Annotated in this window: 28 protein-coding genes and 1 tRNA gene; 25 read left to right on the top strand and 4 right to left on the bottom strand. The window is 44.3% G+C overall.

All coding sequences use genetic code 11. From position 1 onward, the window contains the following. Positions 1-19: 19 nt before the first annotated feature. Positions 20-1,441, bottom strand: coding sequence for a sensor domain-containing diguanylate cyclase (locus G596_RS0115400; protein ID WP_026499041.1), 1,422 nt, complete (start codon positions 1,439-1,441; stop codon positions 20-22). Positions 1,442-1,654: 213 nt separating this feature from the next. On the opposite strand from G596_RS0115400, the gene G596_RS0115395 reads away from it, so the two are divergent. The 8 genes from G596_RS0115395 (at position 1,655) to G596_RS0115355 (ending at position 6,783) form a co-directional block, all read left to right on the top strand. Beyond that, positions 1,655-1,987: a hypothetical protein gene (locus G596_RS0115395; protein ID WP_022762719.1), complete on the top strand. Its 333-nt coding sequence runs from the start codon at positions 1,655-1,657 to the stop codon at positions 1,985-1,987. A 26-nt stretch (positions 1,988-2,013) separates the two neighbouring features. After that, positions 2,014-2,568: a sce7726 family protein gene (locus tag G596_RS0115390; protein ID WP_022762718.1), complete on the top strand. Its 555-nt coding sequence runs from the start codon at positions 2,014-2,016 to the stop codon at positions 2,566-2,568. 12 nt (positions 2,569-2,580) lie between these two features. Continuing rightward, positions 2,581-3,093: an RNA 2',3'-cyclic phosphodiesterase gene (gene thpR, locus G596_RS0115385; protein WP_022762717.1), complete on the top strand. Its 513-nt coding sequence runs from the start codon at positions 2,581-2,583 to the stop codon at positions 3,091-3,093. A 22-nt stretch (positions 3,094-3,115) separates the two neighbouring features. Then, the gene (gene bcp, locus G596_RS0115380) at positions 3,116-3,568 is read left to right on the top strand and encodes a thioredoxin-dependent thiol peroxidase (protein ID WP_022762716.1); all 453 of its coding nucleotides are present in this window, start codon (positions 3,116-3,118) and stop codon (positions 3,566-3,568) included. A 527-nt stretch (positions 3,569-4,095) separates the two neighbouring features. Next, positions 4,096-4,386 (top strand): PspC domain-containing protein, encoded by a 291-nt coding sequence (locus G596_RS25790; RefSeq protein WP_022762714.1) that lies wholly within the window; start codon positions 4,096-4,098, stop codon positions 4,384-4,386. A 15-nt stretch (positions 4,387-4,401) separates the two neighbouring features. Then, the gene (locus tag G596_RS0115365) at positions 4,402-4,641 is read left to right on the top strand and encodes a hypothetical protein (RefSeq protein WP_022762713.1); all 240 of its coding nucleotides are present in this window, start codon (positions 4,402-4,404) and stop codon (positions 4,639-4,641) included. A gap of 164 nt (positions 4,642-4,805) precedes the next feature. Further along, complete coding sequence (locus G596_RS0115360) at positions 4,806-5,987, top strand: MerR family transcriptional regulator (protein ID WP_022762712.1); 1,182 nt, start codon at positions 4,806-4,808, stop codon at positions 5,985-5,987. Positions 5,988-6,006: 19 nt separating this feature from the next. Then, the gene (locus G596_RS0115355; protein ID WP_022762711.1) at positions 6,007-6,783 is read left to right on the top strand and encodes a class I SAM-dependent methyltransferase; all 777 of its coding nucleotides are present in this window, start codon (positions 6,007-6,009) and stop codon (positions 6,781-6,783) included. 31 nt (positions 6,784-6,814) lie between these two features. On the opposite strand, the gene G596_RS0115350 is transcribed toward G596_RS0115355, so the two are convergent. Next, on the bottom strand, positions 6,815-7,246 hold the full coding sequence (locus G596_RS0115350) for a hypothetical protein (RefSeq protein ID WP_022762710.1): 432 nt from the start codon (positions 7,244-7,246) through the stop codon (positions 6,815-6,817). 215 nt (positions 7,247-7,461) lie between these two features. Between G596_RS0115350 and G596_RS22430 the strand changes: the two genes are divergently transcribed. The 14 genes from G596_RS22430 to G596_RS0115280 all read left to right on the top strand — a co-directional run bounded on the left by G596_RS22430 (position 7,462) and on the right by G596_RS0115280 (position 15,845). After that, entirely contained in the window at positions 7,462-8,145 is a 684-nt protein-coding gene (locus G596_RS22430; protein WP_022762709.1) for a hypothetical protein, read from the top strand. A 183-nt stretch (positions 8,146-8,328) separates the two neighbouring features. Then, on the top strand, positions 8,329-8,469 hold the full coding sequence (locus G596_RS24980) for a hypothetical protein (RefSeq protein ID WP_022762707.1): 141 nt from the start codon (positions 8,329-8,331) through the stop codon (positions 8,467-8,469). A 55-nt stretch (positions 8,470-8,524) separates the two neighbouring features. Then, entirely contained in the window at positions 8,525-8,701 is a 177-nt protein-coding gene (locus G596_RS0115330) for a hypothetical protein (protein WP_022762706.1), read from the top strand. Next, positions 8,694-9,545 (top strand): MBL fold metallo-hydrolase, encoded by an 852-nt coding sequence (locus tag G596_RS0115325; RefSeq protein WP_022762705.1) that lies wholly within the window; start codon positions 8,694-8,696, stop codon positions 9,543-9,545. Before G596_RS0115330 ends, G596_RS0115325 begins: the two co-directional genes overlap by 8 nt. 38 nt (positions 9,546-9,583) lie before the next feature. After that, entirely contained in the window at positions 9,584-9,799 is a 216-nt protein-coding gene (locus G596_RS0115320; protein ID WP_022762704.1) for a hypothetical protein, read from the top strand. A gap of 19 nt (positions 9,800-9,818) precedes the next feature. Beyond that, on the top strand, positions 9,819-10,505 hold the full coding sequence (locus G596_RS0115315; RefSeq protein ID WP_022762703.1) for a Pr6Pr family membrane protein: 687 nt from the start codon (positions 9,819-9,821) through the stop codon (positions 10,503-10,505). A gap of 130 nt (positions 10,506-10,635) precedes the next feature. After that, on the top strand, positions 10,636-11,046 hold the full coding sequence (locus G596_RS0115310) for a peptide deformylase (protein ID WP_022762702.1): 411 nt from the start codon (positions 10,636-10,638) through the stop codon (positions 11,044-11,046). A 22-nt stretch (positions 11,047-11,068) separates the two neighbouring features. After that, positions 11,069-11,212: a hypothetical protein gene (locus G596_RS24975; protein ID WP_155829306.1), complete on the top strand. Its 144-nt coding sequence runs from the start codon at positions 11,069-11,071 to the stop codon at positions 11,210-11,212. Next, entirely contained in the window at positions 11,190-12,140 is a 951-nt protein-coding gene (locus G596_RS22425; protein ID WP_049944870.1) for an oxidoreductase, read from the top strand. Before G596_RS24975 ends, G596_RS22425 begins: the two co-directional genes overlap by 23 nt. 17 nt (positions 12,141-12,157) lie before the next feature. Next, complete coding sequence (locus tag G596_RS0115300; protein WP_022762701.1) at positions 12,158-13,585, top strand: Ig-like domain-containing protein; 1,428 nt, start codon at positions 12,158-12,160, stop codon at positions 13,583-13,585. An 11-nt stretch (positions 13,586-13,596) separates the two neighbouring features. Beyond that, the gene (locus tag G596_RS0115295; protein ID WP_022762700.1) at positions 13,597-14,946 is read left to right on the top strand and encodes an MATE family efflux transporter; all 1,350 of its coding nucleotides are present in this window, start codon (positions 13,597-13,599) and stop codon (positions 14,944-14,946) included. Next, positions 14,936-15,148 carry a hypothetical protein gene (locus G596_RS22420; RefSeq protein WP_022762699.1) on the top strand — a complete coding sequence of 71 codons (213 nt, stop codon included), beginning with the start codon at positions 14,936-14,938 and terminating at the stop codon, positions 15,146-15,148. Before G596_RS0115295 ends, G596_RS22420 begins: the two co-directional genes overlap by 11 nt. 23 nt (positions 15,149-15,171) lie before the next feature. After that, positions 15,172-15,333 (top strand): hypothetical protein, encoded by a 162-nt coding sequence (locus tag G596_RS24970; RefSeq protein ID WP_022762698.1) that lies wholly within the window; start codon positions 15,172-15,174, stop codon positions 15,331-15,333. Continuing rightward, positions 15,330-15,845: an O-acetyl-ADP-ribose deacetylase gene (locus G596_RS0115280; protein WP_022762697.1), complete on the top strand. Its 516-nt coding sequence runs from the start codon at positions 15,330-15,332 to the stop codon at positions 15,843-15,845. The genes G596_RS24970 and G596_RS0115280 overlap by 4 nt, the downstream gene beginning before the upstream one ends. Before the next feature lie 284 nt (positions 15,846-16,129). On the opposite strand, the gene G596_RS0115275 is transcribed toward G596_RS0115280, so the two are convergent. Continuing rightward, positions 16,130-16,393 carry a hypothetical protein gene (locus G596_RS0115275; protein WP_022762696.1) on the bottom strand — a complete coding sequence of 88 codons (264 nt, stop codon included), beginning with the start codon at positions 16,391-16,393 and terminating at the stop codon, positions 16,130-16,132. A gap of 456 nt (positions 16,394-16,849) precedes the next feature. Continuing rightward, positions 16,850-17,836 carry a WYL domain-containing protein gene (locus G596_RS0115265; RefSeq protein WP_022762694.1) on the bottom strand — a complete coding sequence of 329 codons (987 nt, stop codon included), beginning with the start codon at positions 17,834-17,836 and terminating at the stop codon, positions 16,850-16,852. Between the two features lie 237 nt (positions 17,837-18,073). On the opposite strand from G596_RS0115265, the gene G596_RS0115260 reads away from it, so the two are divergent. The 3 genes from G596_RS0115260 (at position 18,074) to G596_RS0115250 (ending at position 21,070) form a co-directional block, all read left to right on the top strand. Further along, a tRNA-Ile gene (locus G596_RS0115260) sits at positions 18,074-18,137 on the top strand. Between the two features lie 188 nt (positions 18,138-18,325). Further along, positions 18,326-19,783: a DUF2828 family protein gene (locus G596_RS0115255; protein WP_022762693.1), complete on the top strand. Its 1,458-nt coding sequence runs from the start codon at positions 18,326-18,328 to the stop codon at positions 19,781-19,783. Between the two features lie 69 nt (positions 19,784-19,852). Then, the gene (locus tag G596_RS0115250) at positions 19,853-21,070 is read left to right on the top strand and encodes an RNA-splicing ligase RtcB (RefSeq protein ID WP_022762692.1); all 1,218 of its coding nucleotides are present in this window, start codon (positions 19,853-19,855) and stop codon (positions 21,068-21,070) included. Positions 21,071-21,125: the final 55 nt, after the last annotated feature.

The raw sequence follows: 21,125 nt of genomic DNA, 5'->3' as shown, positions 1-21,125 counted from the left end.
TCTGGATATGGTATGGGATTCAATTATCACGCTTCCTGCGCTCAGCTTCAGGATGAGTAGCATAATAACGCTTCTTGTCGGCGTACATGTCCTCGTCTGCTTTCCTGAGCGCTAATCTTATATCCTTTGCGTCACTTACAACGCAGCTTCCTATGGCGAGGCTTACGTTGCCGGATTTCTCCGAAAGGTCTCTGACTTTTTGTATTTTATCCGCCACTTCCTCTTTAGTTGTGGAAGGAAGTATTACGGAGAATTCGTCGCCACCTGCCCTGAAGATCTGGTCAATATCAAATACTTCCGTAAGTATATCGGCAGCCTTTTTTATCAGCCTATCACCGGCTATATGACCCTCTGTATCGTTTACGCGTTTAAGGCCGTTCAGGTCAGCAAAAATAACACCAAGAGAATGACTCTTTTTCTCTGATGCATGAGCTAACCTGTCGACAAAATTATTCATTATATTTCGGTTCATGACGCCGGTAAGCATATCACGGGAACTGAGAGTTTCCAATCTGTCCAATAACAGATAATTGCTTATTTCCGAACTTAAGATAAATGTAGTTATTTCCAGAGTTTCTTTTATTGTATCTGATTTTTCAGGGTCAAAATTGTCAGCCCATATATACCCGATAATCTCATCACCTGATTTAATAGGGAAAAGGACAAGAGAAAATATTTTCTCATTTTTAAGCGAATCGTACCAGGCTCGATTCTTTTTCTTCAAATAGTTCATGTCATTTTCATCTTTCAGAATCAGACAGCTGCTTCCTGAGATAGTATCCGCCCAAGTGGAAACCACCTTGTAAAATCCCTTTTCAATATGGAAGCCAAAGGGGTTAAGCTTTGTATCTTCTGCCAGATCCTCACTTAATACTCTGCAGGACTGCTCTTCATTGTTAAGAAGCAAAATGACACACATTTCCGCTGAGCACATTTGTCTTATGGACTTAACAACTTCATTCATGGCCTTTTCAAAGTCATTGTTTTCACTAAGAACCAGGCAGTTATTTAAAACTGCTGTGGCTATTTCCCCTGATACGTCAGACATGGTTTTTGTATTGAGAGAGAGATCTATTTCCATGGTATAAGTGCAGTAGCACAGATTATCATGATCGGTCATAAGCGGCATAAAAACAATATTAAGCCATGCGCCATACCTTTCGGGACTGATATAGGTATGAACCACTTTTTTATTCACCGCTGCCTGAATAGTAGCAGTCTCAAAATTGAGATCCTTAGGAATATAGTCCGTATATACAGAGTTTGGAATAAAGGTGCGATTCTCCATGTTGAGTTCCTGGATTGGATTCTCAATAGAATCTATATATGCTTTATTGCCTGCTACAATACGGATGTCGCCGATATTTCCATCCGGGAGCTTCTCCACTGATAGAACGCATGTAAATGCCCCCATGCTATTGACAATTAAATCAAAATCCATAGTCATCTACCACCTTCCTAACTCTAATGATACGTTATTCAGCTAAAGAGAATTATTAAAAAACCCTAAAATATTAAGTGTAGGGAGAAATAACGATTTAACAGTTTGATAATTCACTGTTAATTGGAAATATTTCTGTTATAGTAAAAGGATAAAAGTGAAGATTCGCTATGTACAAGCAATCTTCATGGGGAACTAAGGAGGAGAAAAACTATGACACCTAAGGTATTACTTTTTATTGTATTAATTGCAGTACTTGCACCGGTTTATCTTTTGTTTGGTGTAGCAACGTCCAAGAATATTAAGGACATGTCTGAAAAGAACAAGGAAGAGTATGAAAAAAACAGGGCCAAACACAGATATATGCTGTTTGGACAGTGCTGGGGAATGGGCATTGGAGTTATAGCAGGATGTATTGCAAATTATTGTATTTCCGGGAAAGTTTCGACCGGAATGTGCCTCGGAACATCATTTGGAATGCTTGCAGGTATGGCCATCGGTGCTATGCTCGATAGAAGAAAAATGGAGCAGGAAACCGAGCAATAACTATTAGAGATAAGGGGATCCTCTCTATGCTTCGCGACGCAGATATCAGGGATGGACTTTGCGACTATCTTGAAACAAAATATGGAAAAATACGTTTCTTTGAAGAACTGACAATGGGAAAATCAAGAGCGGATATTGTCATGGTTACAGACGAGGGGCTCTATGGTGTTGAAATTAAAAGTGATGCAGACACCTATGAAAGACTTTCCAGACAGGTCAGGGATTATGACAGGTTTTTTGACTACAACTATGTTGTTGTGGGAACGACTCATGCAGGGCACATAAAAGAGCATGTGCCTGATCACTGGGGAATTATCACTGTTGAAGATGATGCCGGAAGCCTTGATTGCTACGAGATGCGTGCCCCGATTCGTAGTCCGAAGGTAAAACTGACCAATCAGATGGGACTTTTGTGGAAGAGCGAGCTTGCTGTTCTTCAGGAAGAAAATGGACTGTATAAGTACTCCGATAAGAGTAAAATGTACCGCAAGAAATATCTGATGGAGAGTGTTGATAAAGAACTGCTGAAAAAGCAGATGCTTGAGGTACTTTTCGAAAGAGATTATTCTGTTTTTGAGTAAGGAGGTATCCATATGCGTCTTTTTATAGCAATTGTCCTTGATGAAAATATGACGGATGCCCTGACAGAGATGCAGGATGATCTGATGCGCGAAGGAATCAGGGGCAGTTATACGAGACCAGAAAACCTCCACATCACTTTGGCATTTCTCGGAGAAAATGACGAGCCCGAAAAAGTCGTCGAGGTGATGCGGGATGTGCCTTTGAAGTCCTTTAGCATAAAGGCCTCAGGTACAAGGCGCTTTAAGGATATGGTGTTTGCGAACATTGAGGAAAATCAGGAGCTTCATGATTATGTGAAGCGCCTTAGAAAAGCTTTGTCTGATGAAGACATTGAGTATGACAGGAAAAAGTTTATCCCTCATATCACACTTGTCAGACGGGCGACCGGAAATAAGGATTTCCCCGGGCAATATGAGATTACTACCGAGGAATCGATGAGAGTAAAGGGAATCTCATTGATGAAATCAGAACGCGGAAAGCACGGAATGGTCTACACGGAGATTGGCTATGTGAGAGCTTTCTAAAAAAGATAAGGAGGAATAATTCATGCTCGAAGTAGGAACAAAGGCACCATCATTTGAACTTCCGGACCAAAACGGAGTAATGCATTCGCTGGAAGAATACAGAGGTAAGAAGGTTATCCTCTATTTTTATCCGAAAGATAATACTTCCGGATGCACTAAGCAGGCATGCGGCTTTTCAGAGAGATATCCGCAGTTTACAGAAAAAGGAGCGGTTGTACTTGGCGTGAGTAAGGACACAGTGGCTTCCCATAAGAAGTTTGAGGAGAAGTACGGACTTGCATTCACACTGCTGGCAGATCCTGAGCGCAAGGTGATTGAGGCCTATGATGTCTGGAAAGAGAAGAAAAACTATGGCAAGGTATCCATGGGCGTGGTGCGGACAACATATCTGATAGATGAAGAAGGCATAATCATCAGGGCGAACGATAAAGTAAAAGCGGCTGATGATCCCGAAAAGATGCTAGGAGAATTGTGATGAGCTTTATGTAAGGATGTACCAAGGAGAAGGAGCGAAGAAAAAATCCACTTATTTTGCTTAATTATGAAAGTTTAATACTTTTCCCAAAAGGGTTAAGAGGCTGAGAATCCGGACCGATAAATATATCAGAAAGACAATCATACAGGGAACGAGACAAGCCTCCGGTTTCTGTATGGGAGCCTCCCGAGAAAGCCCGAGCTTTCAGAGGATGTATTAAAACGAAACGATAATAAGAGATTTTCTTCATTTTTTAACTCCTCCTAATATAAATATGTGACCTGAGTAACCTGATCAATGCAGAATTGACCAGGTTATTCTTTTGAACGAATCAGTGCAGAACAGGCCAAAATCAGTGTATGATGAGGCCTGTTCTTTTTGTGCGTTTATACTAGCATCTGAAAGCCACAGAAAAAGAAAAATAAGGGTAGTGTTTTTGCTGTAAATAGATTTTATATGAAGACAAATGAGGATTATATTCGTTATATAAACAAGTGAGTGCTTCAGAAGAAAGAGAGGCGTTAGTTATGAGTGAAAAGAGAATACACAAAAGTAATGATAAAAAGATCTGTGGCGTATGCGGAGGCATTGCAGAATATTTCGGCGTTGATCCTACAATAGTAAGACTTATTTTTGTTCTGGCAGTAATGTTTACGGGCGTAGGAATCCTTCCGTACATCATAGCAGCGATCATCATGGACGAATGTCCTGAAGGCGCAGCAGAAAAAACAACTTATAAAGAAGAAAACAGTTACTCGGCAAATAATAACTATTATGAAACAGATGAACCCGTTGGCTTCAAGTTCCCGATGTCATGAGAATGGGAGAAAATCATGAACAAGACACTTCGAAATGTGTTTGCAGCATGTGCAATAGTAGGTGGCATCTTATTACTTGGAGATGCGCTTGATGAAGGAAATGCACTTTTGATGTGGGAATGCATAGGAATCTTCCTCATAGGAGTGGGCTACCTTTTCCCGGTAAAGCAGGCTGCAAAGTATATACTTGAAAAAACAATTGCGTTAAAGAAAAAGGAAAAAGCTTCCGGAGAGGAAGTTTTCAAATCGGCGTGATAAAAAAAGGAAAAACTGAAGAATATTTTAACTACAAGGGCGGGGTACTTTTCATTTGAATTGTGTCCTGCCTTTTTCATGGGTATAATTATCAAAAACACTGTTGACTCTTCCCTTAGGGAACCCCTTAAGGTTGATTTATCAACAAGAAGGAGGTTTCGAAAATGAAAAAGAAAATGACATCTGGAGAAATGGCAAAGAAGGCGGGAGTATCGCAGAAGGCAATACGTCTTTACGATGAAAAGGGGCTTCTTAAGCCGACTGAGTATTCAGAGGGGAATTATCGCCTGTACGATGCTGCTGCGCTGCAGATCCTTGAAAAGATCGTTGCCCTTAAGCAGATAGGATTTTCTCTTGAAGAAATTCGTGACAATTTAAAGAGCGGTGAGGCAAGTGACATCAAGTCGGCGATGGAGATTCAGCTTCGTAAGATGGAGGAAAAGAAATATCAGCTTGATAAAATCACTGATGCGATAAAGAGGACTTTGGCCCGCAAGGAGAACCTGGACTGGGACGATGTTGCAGGAATTGTACAGTATGTGAATGCCGATCAGACAGCCGACGAGCGCCACTGGGATGCACTTAAGCACACAAGCGGAGAGCTCGACTGGTATGTAAGGATTTTCAGATCGCTTGAGATAAAAGAGGGCAGCAGGGTTCTCGACCTTGGATGCGGATATGCGAAGCTTTGGAGAAACAACTGGACCGAGATTCCAAAGGGCACAAAGATTACGGGATACGATATTCACGGAAGCTGGGCTGATGATTTTGCAAAGTTCATTCCGGAAAACAAGGAAACACTTCCCGAAGACGTAAGTATTGAGCTTGAATTTGAGGATCTTGAGGATGAGAAGACCTGGCAGAAAATAGATGCTACCGGAGAGTATGACGTTGTTGTTGCTCACTACCTTGACTCCGAGATAAAAGATATCGAAGCTATTGTAGCGCATGCAAGCAGCGTGGTTTCCGAAGATGGATATTTTTCATTAAACGGTGCCAACGTGGCAAAGTGGAATAAATATTTCAAAGAAGCTATAGAAGCTGTTGGGGTAGATGCATCTTTCATAGATGAAAAGATAGCTAAGCAGACTGAGAAAAGAAATCAATATATAGCAATGATGGAGAAATACTTTGCAAGGGTTGAGTCGGTTATTTTGCCAAACGTTTGGCATTATACCGAGGCCGGAGAAATTGTAGAGAAAATGAAGGACTACTACAAGGATCAGGAGAAAGCCATCGTTCGTTACGAGGACAAGCTGCTTTCGTACTTCAAGGACAAGATTGAAAAGGACGGTGAGTTTGCACTTGAAACCGGAAGCCAGTTCTGGCATTGCTATAAAAAGTGAAAAAAGTTGGAGGAGCTATATGGGGAACATTTTCATTGATGATACGAAATTCGTTAAAGATCAGTACAAGAATTCAAACGGACTAAGCACCAGAATCTCAATTCACGACAAGTATTCCACCAATAAGATGGGACTGCACAACTGGTATTTTACAGTCATGAAGCTGGAAGAGGGTATGAGAGTTCTGGAGCTCGGCACCGGAAGCGCAGTTATGTGGGTAAAAAACAGAGATGTTATAGGAAAGCTGTCGCAGCTGGTTTTATCCGACATGAGTGAAGGTATGCTCGCTGAAGCGAAGAAGAACCTCGGCGAGATTCCCAATATTGAATATGAAGTCATTGATATTCAGGACATTCCATTTGAGGATAATACTTTTGATGCGGTAATTGCCAACTGCATGCTCTATCATGTGCCGGATATAAACAAGGCGGTATCTGAGGTTCGAAGAGTGCTTAAAAGCGACGGATGTTTCTACGCCGGAACATCCGGACAAAACGGCGTGCTCGAGACCATTGCCGACATTCTTGAGCAGGATATTTCCTATGAGAATAATTTCTCTCTGGAAAATGGAGGAGAGAAACTGGAGCCGTTTTTCACTAATGTCCGGATAGAGCGTTACAAGGATTCCCTTGAGATAACAAATATCGATGATCTCATGGACTACATCTATTCAGGCATCACCTTTGAAAAATCCTGTACTCTCTCACGAGAAGAGGTGAGAGAAAAACTACTGTCCAATATGGCGGACGGTGTTTTGAAACTCCCAAAAGATCCGGGAATGTTTGTAGCGTGGTGAGGGAAATGATTTATCGCGCTCATCGGGGAGTTTAGCCGAAGAAGAAAACAAGCGCAGCGGTTGCGGCAACACTGAAAAGAAAGATTAGTGTTATAAATCTTATTTTTGCACCGCAGGTGTCTGTCTGGATTTCCGGAATTCCATTATTTGTCAGAACATGTACATTAAGGGAATCTCCTGCGTGGAGGTTCCTTTTTGCTGTAAGGACATCGCTTTGCTGCCAGTGACCGTCGAGATTATATTCAACACAATACTTTTCAAAGGTATGATAATAGCTGGAGTGACCGCTAATATAAGCCTTTTCCTTCACAGTACCGAGGCTCTTTACTATATGTCCGCTATAAACGGATGCGCGGAAATAGTTAAACATGCCGATAAAATCCGATACCAGCATCCATATGAGTCTAACTAAGAAAAATCCAAGTATAGCTAAGAAAATATAATCTGTAGGTTTGTCAATCATGATGTATCTCCTTTATAACCGATTGTTTTTCGACGGGACAGCTGTCTTTGCCCCGGTCTATCTATAATACAGTTGGGCTTTGGGAAATGTTGCAGAACGTACAAAAAATATTGAAACAGAGAAGATCACAGATTTTTTTTCACAAATATTACACACTTTGTAACAAAATCTATGATACAATGCAACGCGTAGTTTTGAAAAAGGAGATAAATGTTATGAAAAAAAGAATTTTAGCTATGTGTTTTGCGGTTTCGATGAGTACTATGCTTATTGCATGTGGGGGTGCTTCAAACAGCACTGTTGATGTTCAGGAAGAAGAAATAGCTGAGGCAGCTGAGAGTGAGGCTTCTGAGGCAGCAGAGGAAGCAGCTTCTGATGTAACAGAGGCAGATGTTTCAGATATAGTTGGTGATGTTACAGAGGCAGGCGAGCTTGCCGGAGAAGAAGCAGCAGATGGCGAGGACAAAGCAGCTGATGCCGGTGAAGATGGTGCAACTGATGCCGGCGAGGATAGCGCAGTTGATTACTCAGTCTTCACAAGCGCAAGCAGTGCAGACGTTGAGGCATATGCGCAGAAAATTGTAGATGCTACAAACGCAAAGGATTGGGACACAATCGGTGATATGATCGAGTATCCTATCGGTTCTGAGGAGCTTGGCAACCTTTGCAATAACAAGGAAGAGTTCGTTGCTTATGCTAATGACAAGGGCTTTGACGAAGAGGCACTTGCTAAGCTTCAGTCTTGGAGCGTTTCCGATCTCTGGGCTAATTACATGGGCGCAAGCATCGGCGATGGCGATATCTGGTTCAGAGACCTTAGCCTTGATAACCCTGAATTCAAGATCGTTTCATATCTCGGACTCTATGAGAGCGAAGCCGATGGAGAGATATCAGAGTAATTACAATATAATATGGATTTGAGGATATGCCGTCATGCTGGTGCGTGGCGGTATATTTGTTTTATGGGAAATGGAAAATGCTCACGTGTGGAATTGTCTGAAAAAAGCCATGCTTTATGGATTGTTTACTGTTAAAAGGCTCTTTTTCTGCTATAGTAGAACTATGAATTTGAGGAGGAGAAAATGAAAACAGTTATTAAGTTGGATATTGTAGAAGCACTAAGGAAAGTGGGGCTTCAGAGCGGGGATACGGTGATGGTGCACGCATCTCTTAGCCAAATTGGATATGTATGCGGCGGAGCTCAGGCTGATGAACTAGCGTGAATTAGTGGATTTTGCGGTGTCGTGGATTGAGAAAAACAGGAAATAGGAGGATGTTATGGAGACTTGGTACTATGTTGTGGAAAGTATAGACGGCGATTATGCAAATCTTCGCAGAACGGATATAGAATCCGATGATCTTAAGCTTGTTGCGAGAGCGCTCCTGCCGGATGGCATCGCAGAAGGAATAAAGCTTAAGTATGAGCTGATGCAGTATTCTATTATTGATGGGTGAGAATATGCGGATTGTAAATCTGATAGAAAATACCGAGGGTGTAAAAGGTTGTGCGAGTGCACACGGCCTGTCGTTTTATGTGGAAACAGAAAAGCACAAGCTTCTCGTCGACCTTGGACCTTCGGAGGAGACTATAAAAAATGCAGAAGTGCTTGGAATTGATCTGAAGGCAGTGGATACTGTTGTTTTAAGTCATGGTCATTATGATCATTCGGGGGGAATTATGCCCTTTTCATCAATAAATTCCACAGCTGCGATCTATATGCAGAAATCGGCGCCGGGAGAATATTACGCAGATGATGGAGTGGCAGAGGACCGGGATAGATACACTTATATCGGAATCGATAAGAATATCGCTGACTTGCCTCAGATAAAGCTGATCGAAGGCGATTATGAAATTGATGATCAGCTTACTTTGTTTACCATAGAGGAGCGCGAAGAGGACGTTCCGTTTACCAATGCGCGTCTTCTGGAAAAGAAAGATAGTGGTTATATTAGGGACGATTTCAGGCATGAGCATTTTCTTGTTATCAAGGATGGCGGCAGACATATTCTGATTTCCGGGTGCGCCCACAATGGCATTGTGAATATCCTGAAGGAGTACATCAGGAAGTTCGGGGAAGAACCGGATGTGGTAATAAGCGGTTTTCACCTGATGAAGAAGACCGATTATTCGGATGCGCAAATGCGGGTAATCTCTGACACGGCAAAGGAACTTCAAAAGTATCATACAATCTTCTACACCTGTCACTGCACCGGAATTCCGGCCTATGATGCAATGCATGAGATCATGGGTGACCAGCTTAGATACGTACATTCAGGAGATGAAGTGGTTTTGGGATGAATTTCTTTGTGATTGGTGAGAAGTAAGGAGCATGAGTTATGTTCTTCAAAAAGAAAAGCGAAAAGAAAACCTATGATAAGGAAAACAAGAAACCCGTGATCAAAGCCAGTATTTGTAATGGGGAACAGGTTGCAGGCTTTCTGGATGTTCATACGGGAACTTTCGAGGAAGTAATGCTGATTAGGGATTCGGAAGATCTTTTTCAGTTTAAGGATACGTATGGAATCAGCGGGGATATTGAGAAGATATACTAAGGCGGCATGAGGTTTATATATGAAAGATTTATCTGCGGGACAACAGAAAATAAGCTGCGTGCTTAAACTTATTACTGTGCTGTCGGCGGTAGTAGGCATTTTTCTCAGTGCTTATGCGGGCAGAAAAGACTTCATGGGCGGATCGAGGTTTTTGATGTACTTTACGATTCAGTCCAATATTCTTATTGCCATCATCTGTGCGATAGGTCTTTTCCTGATTCTTGGGAAAAAGAAAATCAGCAAGACCTGGTATGTGGTTAAGTTTGTTGGCACGGTTTCAATAACGCTGACAGGCTTTGTGTTTGGCTTCATGCTCGCGCCTCTTCTTGGAGCAAATGCCTGGAATATTCAAAATACGTTGACGCACCTGATAGTTCCTGTTGTTGCAGTGCTGGATTTCTTTGTTATTGCCCCGAGTGCAGGGATTGCAAAGAAGAATGTGATATTTGTCACCATTCCACCCCTCCTTTATGCAGTCTATGCTGGAATCGGATATGTAAGAGGATGGGAGTTTTCACCGGGAAACAATTACCCTTACTTCTTCCTTAACTGGGGAAGCGCCGCCGGAGCATTTGGCTTCTCAAGCGAGCTCCCATATATGGGCACTGTGTGGTGGATACTCGCACTGCTGGCTTTCCTGATGGTTGTGGGCTACTGTTACCTTGTTATTGCGGATTTGATTGGGAAGATTATACATAGAGGTTAGGGCGGCTGATTGGCTCGCGGGAATATTGTAGAGCAAGTGAAAAGAAAAGGGTAAATCCACCGGAAGGAAAATCCTAATTGGATTTACGCGAAGAATATAATACAAGAAAATAATAAGGAACAGAAACAACATGGTAAAGAAAATAGTAAGAGATCCTCTCTTCTTGCAGCAAAAGTCTGAGCCTGCAACTGCAGCAGACAAGCAGGTTGTAGAAGATCTTCTGGATACATTAAGGGCTAATCAGGATAGATGTGTTGGCATGGCGGCCAATATGATAGGCGTGAAGAAGCGCATAATTGTTGTGGCGATGGGGCCATTTATATTCCCGATGATAAACCCGGTTATTACTAAGAAGACCGGAGCATACCAGACTGAGGAAAGCTGTTTGTCACTTGAGGGTGTAAGGCCTTGCACAAGATATAAAGAGATAGAGGTTGATTATCTGGATCAGGACTTCAAGCCAAAGCACGGGAAATATACGGACTTCACTGCTCAGATAATACAACATGAGATAGAACATTTTGAGGGAATCCTAATTTGATCAAAACACCAGGGAGAAGAGGATGACTAAAGTAAACGATTCAATAACCATAAACAAAACAGTAATAAGAAACAGGCTTACTATGGCGCCGACTGTGAAGTTCGACTATGCAGGGGCGGATGGAAAGGCTACAGAGAAACACATTGAGCATTACAGAGAGGGCTGAGCATGGCTGCGGGCTCATATGCGTGGAGGCGACGGCGGTCACTCCGGGCGGAAGATTTGGCAAGAACCACATGGGGCTCTGGGATGACGATCAGATCGATGGCCATGTGCAGATTGCTAAGGCATGCCACGACGAAGGGGCAGCAGTTATCATACAGCTTAATCACGCCGGCCTAAATGCAAACCCTGAGCTGGGCGAAGTGATTGCGCCGTCAGCTGTGCCGACCCGGGATGAAAATGTATTGTCAAAAGAAATGACAGTGGACGAAATCCACGCCATGCAGGAGAACTATGTGAGCGCTGCGATCAGAGCAAAGAAGGCAGGCTATGATGGAGTGCAGCTTCACGGATGCCACGGATATCTCATAAATCAGTTCATGTCAAAAAAGACAAACCTTCGCACGGATGAATATGGCGGAAGTGATGTGAACCGCGCGAGATTTGGCGCAGAAATTATCCGCAGGATCAGAGAAAAATGCGGAAGTGATTTTCTGATTTCCATAAGAACTGCCGGGATAGAGCCTGATATTGCAACGGCTATCAGCCTTGCGGAAGAATTCGTCAAGGCCGGGTGCGACTATCTCCAGGTATCCACCGGAATAGAGTGGGACGACCCGACGCTCACGGATGAGGGAAAACCGTACAATCAGATTTGTGAGCTTGGCGTCAGATTCCATGAGCACTTTAAGGGGCGCGTGCCGGTTTCATGCGTCAACGGCATCTATGAACCTGAGCTTGCGAAGTATCTTATTGAAAATGAGCTTGTCGATACAGTGGATCTCGGAAAAGCGATTCTTGCTGATCCGGCTTTTTGCGAGGCAGTATTAAACGGGACACCTTTCGTAAAATGCTTTGGCTGCCCGAACTGCCAGTATGGTCCCGGGATGCCGCACAAATGTCCTGCGGAAACTAAACGAAGCAGGAAATAAAGAAGGGGGGAATAGTAGTGTCAAAGACTATGCCATCGATTATCCTGACAATTGCGCTTTTGATCGGATTATTTTCCAGGACAGAATATGCAATTGCTGCGCATGCTGTAACCGGACAATATCCTCTAAGATATGAGTCAAACGGAGGCGCAGGGACTATGGATCCTATTGAGGTATCTATAGGAGATACCTTCGTATTTCCAGAATGTGAATTTGAAGCACCCGCGAATAAAACATTTTTGAACTGGCAAATAACAGGAGTTGATGGAATACATTATCCGGGCGATTCAGTAGTGATAGCTGCAAATTGTGTATCTGGAGGCGCTATAACCGTGACTGCGTATTGGACTAATGCACCTGCAGCCGGCGTAACCACACGTCCTGAGGAAAAAAAGCTGACCTATTCGGGCTCCGCGCAGGAACTAATTACAAGCGGATCAACGTCAGAGGGCACCTTGCAATATGCTATCACAGATACAAACACTGCTCCGACTTATGATAAATTTTCTGCGGAGATTCCAAAGAGAACTGAGGTGGGAGTGTACTATGTATGGTACAGAGTGCGCGGAGATGCTACGCACAGCAACAGTAATCCGGTGAGCATCAAAACTGAAATTACGAAAAAATCAATTGCAGGAGCAACAGTTACACTGAATGCTGCAACCTTGGAATATACAGGCTCTGAGCAGAATGTAAAAGTCGAAAAGGTTATGCTCGGAGGCACAGTTCTTCCGGAAAACTGTTATGACATAACCGGAGATCTCACAGCAAAAGAACCCGGCACTTATAAAGTGACTGTCACCGGCAAAGGCAACTATAAGGATTCCGCGACTGCCGAGTGGATAATAAAAAAGTCAAGCGAGGAAAAAACACCTGATGCAAAATCACGTTTCCTTTCATCAGTCAAAGTAAAACAGAAGAAGGGAAAACTCATAGTCAGCTGGAGTAAAGGCACTGCATCAAAGTTCGATGTTTATGCGGCATATTGCGGCACTGATTTTTCCCAAAGAAATATGAAGACTACAGGCAGAACTACCGCAACTTTCAAAAAGCTTAACGGAAAACCGATTAATTTTAAAAAGAGCTTCAAGATCTATGTTGTGGGCTATGATAGTAATGGTCAGAAACTCGGGAGAACCATTACTGCACATGTTTCCGGAAAAGACAATAAAGAGTTTGCTAATGTCAAATCCATACATCTTTCCAAGAAGAGTGTTTCCGTAGAAGTTGGCAAGACGACAAAGGTTAAGGCATCTGTAAAGCTCGATGATAATTCCAAGAAGATGAAAGAGCATGCACCAATGTTCCGTTATAAATCTTCTGATGAGAATGTTGCTGCTGTAGATGAAAACGGAAATATCACGGGCGTTGGCGCAGGAACATGTGACATATATTATTATGCTGTAAACGGTATTTCGAAGACATTAAAAGTGACCGTGCAATAAGTGAGGAGTAAATGGAGAAACAAATAGATTTTACAGAAGGAAAAATATTAAGGCCACTGCTGGAGTTTGCAATTCCGGTGCTGTTTGCGCTGTTTTTGCAGTCCTTGTACGGTGCGGTTGACCTTCTGATAGTAGGAAAATTCGGAGAGTCCGCGGATGTTTCGGGAGTCTCCACCGGCTCGCAGATAATGCAGACAATCACGAACCTCATGACCGCCTTGTCCCTTGGCATCACTGTTTTCCTGGGACAAAAGATTGGAGAAAAAAAAGGAGAGGAAGGCGGAAACGTTGTCGCAAACGGAATAATGCTTTTTCTATCGCTGGGAGTGATTCTAACAATACTTATTCCCCTGTGTTCGAGCGGACTTGCAAAGGCGATGAACGCACCGCAGGAGGCGTTTGACCTGACCTCAGCGTACATAAGAATTTGCGGAATGGGAATCATAATAATAATAGCCTATAACCTGATCGGCAGTATTTTCAGAGGGCTCGGAGATTCCATCACGCCGCTGGTGTCTGTGCTGATTGCCTGCATTTGCAACATTGTCGGGGACCTTGTTCTAGTGGCCGGTTTTAAGATGGGAACCCGCGGAGCGGCGTATGCCACGGTGGCTGCGCAGCTTGTGAGCGTGATAATCTCACTTGTTTTGATCAGGAAAAAGACGCTGCCCTTCACGCTCAGCAGGCAGAGCTTCAGCGTGGACAGAAGTATTATAGGAAAAATTCTTTTCATAGGTACGCCGGTTGCGCTTCAGGATCTTCTCGTAGGTATTTCATTCCTTGTGATCCTGGCAATAGTCAATGCGTTGGGACTTGTGGCCTCCGCGGGAGTTGGCGTATCGCAGAAAGTATGCGGATTCATCATGCTGATTCCGTCGGCGTTTGCCCAGTCAATGTCCGCTTTCGTATCACAGAACAGAGGCGCAAAGAAATACGACAGAGCCTTCAAGGGCCTGAAATATGCGATAGGCGTGTCTTTCATCTTTGCAGTGGTCATGTTTTACATGGGATTTTTCCACGGCGATATTCTGGCGGGACTTTTTGCTAATGACAAGGAAGTCATCATGGCGGCCTGGGATTATCTGAAGGCGTACGCCATCGACTGCCTGTTTACATGCTTTTTATTCTGCTTCATTGGATTCTTCAACGGCATGGAATATACGAAGTTTGTCATGCTTCAGGGAATCGCCGGCGCGTTCCTTATAAGGATTCCTGTGTCGTATTTCATGAGCAAGCAGGAGCCGGTATCACTTTTCAAAATCGGCCTTGCGACGCCGTGTTCAACCATTGTTCAGATCATAATGTGCTTCATCTGCATGTTTTATCTGCAGAGAAAATTGGGGGAAAATCATGAGCATTGAATACAAGAAACTGACGCAGGAGTACCTGGACACCATCATCAGCATGAGAATCAATCAGCTGACGGAGGAGTACACTTCAGAAGGAAAAACACCCCCTGAAGGCGTCGACCTAAACGCAGCACTTCGCGATTTTTATACGAAAAATATGGCTGCCGGCACCTATGTCTCATGGCTGGCATTCGATGGGGACAAAATCAATTAAGGAAAATGACTGAGGAGGTGCTTATGGCAGTTTACAGATGTAGAGCGTGTGGTTACATTTTTGATGAGGAGAAGGAAGGAAAAAGCATCCGAGACATAGATGTGTGCCCGAGATGCAAGCAACCTGACGATATGTTTGTGCTTGTTGAAGAAGATGGAAACACAGAAGGGAAGGAAGAAAAATGAGCAGCATAAATTATCATGCAGGCGATATAACTAAACTCAAAGTAGATGCGATTGTTAACGCAGCGAACTCGAGTCTGCTCGGCGGAGGCGGCGTTGATGGCGCAATACACAGGGCTGCGGGTCCGGAGCTTTTGAACGAGTGCAGAACGCTTAACGGCTGCAGAACCGGTGAGGCCAAAATCACGGGAGGTTACAACCTTCCTGCGAAGCATGTCATTCACACTGTGGGACCGATTTACAGCGGCAGTGCCTCGGATCCGAAGGACCTTCGTAACTGCTACTGGAACAGTCTGGAGCTGGCAAAAAAGAATGACCTTCACAGCATCGCTTTTCCTGGAATATCTACAGGAGTTTACGGGTATCCCAAAAAAGAAGCGGCAAAGGTTGCCCTCGCCGCTGTTAATGATTGGATTGCTGAAAACGCCGGATACGAGATAGAGATAACCATCGTGAATTTCTCGGAAGAGGATTATCTGATCTATCAGAAAACCGCGGCGGAAATGTTTAACTGATCTTCTGTCCTTTTCCCTTAAGACCTTTTGAGGGAAGGAATTTCTTGTAGGCTGTAAGAACTTTCTTCGGAACCTTTACTTTTGCGTTCGCGTTTATCTTCTTAATATTCTTGTTCTTCGGACCGGTGAATTCAATTGTGTTTACACCGATAACTTCATAGCTGTTTCCGTCGGAGCCCTGCTCAACAGCACCTACAGTCTGTCTCTCAGCAAAGGCAAAAGTACTGAAGTGCGTGATCGTAAATGAAATGGTTCCGTCACTGTTGAACCTCGGATGGATCAGGTCATCCCCAATGCCAGGTCATGATGGTTTTGCCATCTTTCTCCAAGTAAACAAAATAGTAAGCTTCCTGATCTACGACTGTGAAAATTGCGTGATGATCATCACTCCATTTAAGATTGGTGGGTGCAACCAGGGCTGCAGGCGTTTCTGTCTGAGCCGCGGATGTTTCTGCTGCAATAACGGTGAAGTTTGTTAATCCGATTACTGAAAATAGACACAGCATAGCTGTGGTGAAACATAAAAGATTTCTCTTGATTTTGTTCATTCCTCGCTCCCCTTATAAAATTTTCATACCCTCGGACTCTTATACTACATAAAAACTGTGAAATGTGGAATGTGGAAGGAAAAAGGTAAATCTTCCGAAGGAAAATTGCTAAGTGGATTTATGCAGAAATCATGGGTTACCAAGATAACATAAATAATGCATAGATCTGGGTATGGAAAAGATTTTTTGATGCCAAGAAAAAGTGAAAATGAAGAATATCTTGGTAGTGACTACTTCATGAGCAACCAAGATAATAAGAATAATACAAAAATCTTGGTACGAAAAAGAATTTTTGCTACCAAGATAAAGTGGAAAAAAGAAATATCTTGGTAGAGCTGCTTCCAAGCACTACCAAGATATAAAGAATAGTCAACATATATTGGTACAACAAGTTTTGAACACTACCAAGAAAACAAGAAAAGCAATCGTATCTTGGCACAACAAGCTATAAACTCCTCACCTACTATATTCCCTCAGCCCATAATAATAGAACTTCCTGATCTTCTCCTTCAGGGATTCCGGCTCGATTACGATGGCGTCGCGGCCGAAACGCTTGAAGTACTCCTCAAGCTGGAGCTCGGGCCAATCAAAGTAATAGAGGTCGCCTTCAATCTTGGAGACAAGTGGGCGGTTCTTGGTGATTGCCTTGAACTTTCTGACGCCGTAGGGGTTGAGACGGACGACAGCCTGCACGGTAAGACCCACGGAATGAGGGCTGCGGAGGGCCTTTTCCCGAAGCTCTTCCTGAATGTCAGGATTAACAGCAAAAGTATCGGAGGTCACAAAGACACTTCTAAGTCTGGAGATGCGGAAAGTCCTGGGCTTTTTGGCGCGCCTGTCAAAGCACAGTAAATAGTTGCACTGCTCCTCCTTGGAAGGCGCAATGATATAGGGCTCAACATAGTAAGCCTTGTTGTCGCCTGAGGTTGTGGTCGTGAAAGAGAGGACCCTGTGCTCCTTCAGTGCCCGTGAAATATCCTCATAGCTATCTTTGAAAATGATGGCTTCTCGCTCGCTTCGCGGAATGGACAAGTAAGCATTGAACATGTCCTTGAGGTACTGCGAGAGAGAAGTTTCTGCCAGCATATTGTTCTCGATTATCTTCAGAATTTCATAAGAAGACCCGCTCACAGTCAGGGTGAGCGCGGAGTTTTTGCCTCTCTGGAGGTGATCGGCCTTGATATATGTGCTCACGATCTTATCTGCAAGAAAAGCTGCATCCTTCTTACTAATAGAAGAAAGCTCGCTCAGATCCTGCATAATATTCGCGAGCAGTGAGTCGCTGTCGTGCCTATACTGATCAAAGTAGTTCACAATCAGCGTCTTGAGAAAAGCGTTGAGATTCACGCTTTCGTCATTCTTGGTGAACTCGAAGAGTTCAGCGTCATTTATAAGTCTTGATTTTGTATCCTCTGAAAGATAGATTTTATACTTTTCTGTCATATTGCGCCTCTTTTATGGGGATGTATATTACATCATAAAAAACATATTTAAACCATTTATAACATTATATTGGGGTCGCAGAAAAGAGTCAAACTGCATCTTTTTATCTCCAATACACTGCGCTATGATTAAGTCACAACGAAGACAAAGCCAAGTCACAAGCGGCCTGGCGAGTCACAAAGTCAAGTCACAACAGGCCTGGCGAGTTACAAAGACACAGACAGCAACTAACTTACAGGATAGCTAAGAGGTGAAGCACCGGATGAATAATCCGTGATCGCGGGTTCAAATCCCGCTCCAGCCCGGAAGGGTGTATGTGTCTTGAAAAAAGAAGATACTAACAGCAATTAACTAGGGACGCGTTGAAAAGTCAGCTGTAGCATGATTTAGGCATTGCGGGGTAAGAGCCCGCGGCGCGTAAAAAACAGTATCTTGAAAAGCGGCTCATGGAAGCTACAGATCTGTGAGCAACAACAGGAGGAAACCAACATGTTATCATTCTTAAAGAAAGAAGCAAACATCACATATACAGAGAACGGCGCAGTTACCTATGTTTCAACACAGTCCGACTGCCTTGATCTTTTCGCAACAATAGGCGCGCTCAGAAGAGCTTCCGAGGAAGACATCATCACCAGATTCGTGAAGGCGTACGCTGAGGATGCGGACCTTGCGATGAAAATGCTCTTCTTTGCAAGAGACATCAGAGGCGGCCTCGGTGAGAGACGAGTTTTCAAGGTAATCCTTAAGTACCTCGCCGCTACAGAGCCTGAGTCTGTGAAAAAGAACATCGCGAACGTTGCGGAGTACGGCAGATACGACGATCTTCTTGCGCTCATGGACACACCTGTGGAAAAAGAAGTCATGAACTACATAGAGCAAACACTTCGCTCAGATATGAACGCCACCACTGACATCTCTCTCTTGGCAAAATGGCTCCCTTCCATCAACGCAAGCAACAAGGAAGCCATAAGAAATGCAAAGAAGATCGCGAAGGCCCTTGGCATGACTGACTCCGAGTACCGCAGAACCCTGTCGGCACTCAGAGCGCAGATCAAGATCATAGAGAACAACCTCCGTGAGAAGGACTACACCTTTGACTACGAGAAGCAGCCCTCCAAGGCGCTCTACAAGTACAGACAGGCCTTCATCAGGAATGACGGCGAGAGATATCAGGCTTTCATAAATAGAGCGCAGGCAGACCCTTCAGTCATGAATACAGGCGCGCTCACACCTTATGATGTAATCGCACCCGTGATAGACAGAAGAGGTAAAAACTTCAGCGTGGAAGAGAGACAGGCGATGAACGCTACCTGGAACGCGCTCCCGAACTTTGCGGGCGCGGAGAACTCCCTCGTAGTTGCCGACGGCTCGGGCTCAATGTACGGCTGGGACAATCCCACGCCGGCAGCAGTTGCGCAGTCACTTGGCATCTATTTTGCAGAGAAAAATACAGGCGCTTTTCATAATCACTTCATCACCTTCTCGGCGAACCCGAGACTCGTGGAGATCAAGGGATGCGACATAGTGGAAAAAGTCCGCTACTGCATGCGGTTCAACGAAGTCAGCAACACTGACATCGAAAAGACCTTCATGCTAATCTTAAGAACTGCCGTAAACAACAAACTCACGCAAGCTGACATGCCGGAGAAACTCTACATCATCTCCGACATGGAGTTCGACTACTGTGCTAATAATTCCGGAATGACCAATTTTGAGAACGCGAAGGCGCAGTTTGCAAGATACGGCTTCAAGCTTCCCCAGATAGTTTTCTGGAACGTGTCGAGCCGCAATCAGCAGCAGCCTGTAAAAATGAATGACCGCGGCGTGGCGCTTGTATCAGGTTGCAATCCGCAGATCTTTTCAATGTTAAAAGACGGCGATTTGGAACCCTACAAATTCATGATGAGCGTTCTTTCATCGAAAAGGTATGAAAGAATAGCCGCATAGCCGGGACCCAAAAAAGAAAACAGCCGGGAGCGTGCAATACTCCCGGCTCTGACAAAAAGGAAAAAACCAATGAACACAATAGAGATCAAAGGAAAAGTAAACACTGCTCTTTGCTTCGCTAAGGTGATCGAGGACGAGGCAATCGAGCAGATAAGAAGAATGTGCGACTACCCCATGACCGAGGGCTCCAAGATCAGAATCATGCCCGACGTCCATGCCGGGAAGGGCTGCACAATCGGAACCACCATGACCATCACAGACAAGGCCGTGCCCAACGTCGTGGGCGTGGATTTGGGCTGTGGCATGTACACAGTTAATCTCGGAAAACAGAACATCGACCTTGAGAAGCTTGATATGGCGGCTTTTACCGTGCCTTCAGGAAGAGAGGTCTGGGAGGGCAGAGTCGAGAAATTCGACTTAACCGAGCTTCGCTGCTACAGACAGCTGAAAGACACCAAGCGTCTCGAGAGATCCCTCGGGACACTCGGCGGCGGTAACCACTTCATCGAGGTGGACAGAGCTGCCGATGGGACTCAGTACCTCATAATCCATTCGGGCTCCAGAAACTTAGGAAAACAGGTTGCTGAGCTCTATCAGACACTCGCCGTGGACCTTGCAAAAGGTATAGGAGATTATCTCGAGGCAAGAGATGAACTCATCAGAACCTACAAGGACCAGGGCAGAAGAGGCGAGATCCAGGCTGCACTTAAAGAGCTCTACCATAAAAAGTATGTCGAGTTTCCGTCAACCATGCCCGAGGACCTTTGCTACTTATCGGGAAAATACCTTGAGGACTACCTTCACGATGTGGAGATATGCCAGAGATTTGCCAAGAGAAACCGCGAGAAAATGGCCGAGATTTTACTTGAGAAATCAGGTCTGTCAGGCGGGGAGTCTTTTCACACGATACATAACTACATCGACACCGACGAGATGATCCTAAGAAAAGGCTCAATCGCAGCCCACAAAGGAGAGAAGGTTCTGATCCCCATCAACATGAGAGACGGATCCGTGCTTGCGATCGGCAAGGGTAACCCTGAGTGGAACTACTCCGCACCCCACGGCGCAGGAAGAATCATGTCCAGAACCGCTGCGAAGAACAACCTCTCCATGGAGGAGTACAAGGAGTCAATGAAGGGAATTTTCACATCATCCGTCTGCGAGGCGACAATCGATGAGGCCCCCATGGCCTACAAATCCCTTGACGACATCATCGACGTGATAGGGGAGTCGGTGGAGATCGTGGACGTCATGAAGCCGATCTACAACTTCAAGGCCTCAAACTGATATGTGCATAAGCCGTGAAAACTGAATAATGAACAATATAGGCTAAGCAATTTTG

Source organism: Butyrivibrio sp. AD3002, assembly GCF_000420905.1.
Taxonomy (GTDB): Bacteria; Bacillota; Clostridia; order Lachnospirales; family Lachnospiraceae; genus Butyrivibrio.
This window is presented reverse-complemented; position numbering and strand designations above follow the sequence as displayed.